A 2,669-nucleotide genomic window follows, 5' to 3' on the forward strand; every position below is an offset into this window, starting at 1 on the left:
ACGATACCAACCCGCACAAGGAGAACGTCGAGTTCGTCGACTCGATCCAGGCGGATGTGCGTTGGCTCGGGTTCGACTGGGGCGATCGAGTCTATTTCGCGTCCGATTACTTCGAACAGCTCTACGCATTCGCCATCGAGCTCATCGAAAAGGGACTGGCCTACGTCTGCGACCTGAATGCCGAGGAGACCCGCAGCTACCGCGGAACCCTGACCGAGCCGGGCCGGGACAGCCCCTATCGCGATCGCACGGTCGAGGAGAATCTGGATCTCTTCACACGGATGCGCGCCGGCGAGTTCCCGGACGGCGCCCGCACCCTGCGTGCGCGCATCGACATGGCCTCCCCGAACATCAACCTGCGAGACCCGGTGCTCTATCGCATCAAGCACGGTGTCGTCCATCATCAGACCGGCTCCGCCTGGTGTCTCTATCCGACCTACGACTACACCCATCCCATCTCCGACGCACTGGAAGGCATCACGCACTCGCTGTGCACGCTCGAGTTCGAGGACCATCGCCCCCTCTACGACTGGTGCGTGAACAACGTCTCGGTACCCTGCAAGCCACGTCAGATCGAGTTCAGCCGGCTGAATCTCGAATACACGGTCATGAGCAAGCGGCGCTTGACCGAGCTGGTCGGCGAGCGTCATGTCCACGGCTGGGACGACCCGCGCATGCCGACCGTCGCCGGCCTGCGACGCCGCGGCTACACGCCGGGCGCGATCCGCGACTTCTGCGAGCGGGTCGGGATCACCAAGTCGGACAACTTGGTCGAGATGGCCCTGCTCGAAAGCACCATCCGTGAAGACCTGGACGCCACCGCGCCGCGTCGGATGGCCGTGCTGCGCCCACTGAAGGTGGTCATCGTCAACTATCCCGAGGGCCGAACCGAATCGATCGAGGCGCGCAATCACCCCAAGGACGAAACTCTGGGCTTGCGTGCCGTCCCGTTCGGACGCGAGATCTATATCGACCGGACCGACTTCGAGGAGGTCCCGCCCAAAGGCTTCAAGCGTTTGATTCCGGGAGGCGAGGTGCGACTGCGCAATGCCTACGTGATCCGCTGCGAGGAAGTCGTCAAGGATGCCGACGGCGAGATCGTCGAGCTTCGGGTCAGCGCCGATCTCGACACGCTCGGCCGTGACCCCCAAGGCCGCAAGGTGAAGGGCGTCATCCATTGGGTATCGTCCGACCATGGGGTTCGGGCCGAGGTGAGGCTCTACGACCGGCTGTTCCGCGTTCCGGTGCCGGGCGCAGGCGGGGGCGATTTTCGTTCCGACATCAACCCCGATTCCTTGTGCGTCCTCACCGACGCCGTGCTCGAACCGACCTTGCAGGGTGTCGACGCGGGCACACGTTTTCAGTTCGAGCGCGAGGGCTACTTTGTCGTCGACACCGATTCGACACCCGAGCGGCCGGTCTTCAATCTCACCGTCGGGCTCCGCGATACCTGGGGCAAGAGCCAGCCATGAGCGACGCGCACGACGATCTCGATGCCGCACCTGCCCGGATCCCCTGGCATGAGCGTCGCGCCGCGGATCTCGGACTGCGGCTCTACGCGTCCTTCGTGCCCCCGGCGGCGATCCTGCGGGCGTTCCGGCGCGACGCCCTGCAGGCCCGAACGCTCGCGCAAGGCATCTCGGAAGAGCAGGGGAGGGCTCGGGTCCGGATCGCGCGCTTTCCGGGGATCGAGGAGAGCAGCCGCGATTGGTCCGTCTACATGACACTCGACCATCTCGTCATGGTCAACACCGCAGTCATGGTCCTGATCCACGCGATCTGCACCGATCACAATCACGGCGCCGAGATCAGTCTCGAGGACGTCAGGCCGCACGAAGATGCCGGGCCGGACCGGATCGCCGCATTGGAAGCCGCGGTCGAGCGCTACACGGATGTGGTCCAGCGACTGGGCACGCTGCGCTCGCGCGACCGGCACCCGCATCCTTGGTTCGGTCCGCTCAACGCACGTCAGTGGCATGCCGTGGCCGCGATCCACAATCGGACGCATCGTGCTCAGATCGAAAAGATCCTCCGGCGCCTCCAATCATGACCACGGCGAATGCGCCGCACGGCGCCGAAGCCCTTACGCGCCTGTATCGCGATCTCGTCGACTGCCGGCGCTGCCCCGGGATGCAGGGGCCGCCCGTGCACGGTCAGGTCGTCATCTCGCCGGTCATGATGGTCGGCCAAGCCCCGGGCACGCGCGAGATCCTGCAGGGCATTCCGTTTTGCTGGACCGCGGGCAAGACGCTCTTTCGTTGGTTCGAGTCCATCGGGATCGACGAGCCGACCTTTCGCAGCCGCGCCCTCATGAGCGCGGTGTGTCGCTGCTTTCCCGGCAAAGCCCCGAAAGGCGGCGACCGGGTTCCCGATGCCGTCGAGGTCGAGCGATGCAGTGGTTGGTGGCGAACGGAGGTCGAGCTATCACGGCCTCGATTGATCATCCCGGTCGGCAAGCTCGCCATCGTGCAGTTCATGGAGTCCAAGCGTCTGAACGATGTGGTCGGAGTCCAATGGCCCTATCGCTCGCCGAGCGGCTTGGAGGCCGACCTCATCCCGCTCCCGCATCCCTCGGGCGCCTCGACCTGGTTCAAGATGGAGCCAGGCAAGACACTGCTGGAACGGGCGCTATCCCTGATCGAGGTGCACCCGGCCTGGCAGGAGATTCG

3 protein-coding genes are annotated in these 2,669 nt (G+C 65.0%); all 3 read left to right on the plus strand.

Annotation, left to right across the window (positions count from 1 at the left end; translation table 11 throughout):
* A partial coding sequence (locus GPT33_RS18645) for a glutamine--tRNA ligase/YqeY domain fusion protein (RefSeq protein ID WP_296812113.1) occupies window positions 1-1,472 on the plus strand: 1,472 nt, incomplete at its 5' end.
* Entirely contained in the window at window positions 1,469-2,050 is a 582-nt protein-coding gene (locus GPT33_RS18650; RefSeq protein ID WP_296812116.1) for a DinB family protein, read from the plus strand. The genes GPT33_RS18645 and GPT33_RS18650, both read left to right, overlap by 4 nt.
* Window positions 2,047-2,669 (plus strand): uracil-DNA glycosylase family protein (locus GPT33_RS18655; RefSeq protein ID WP_296812119.1); only part of this gene is annotated, 623 nt, incomplete at its 3' end. The genes GPT33_RS18650 and GPT33_RS18655, both read left to right, overlap by 4 nt.

This window comes from Thiocapsa sp., from assembly GCF_011390875.1.
Taxonomy (GTDB): domain Bacteria; phylum Pseudomonadota; class Gammaproteobacteria; order Chromatiales; family Chromatiaceae; genus Thiocapsa.

What these genes read in the sequence shown, in the direction of transcription:
- GPT33_RS18650 (WP_296812116.1), top strand. Translation starts at nt 1,469, where the DNA reads ATGAGCGACGCGCACGACGATCTCGATGCCGCACCTGCCCGGATCCCC.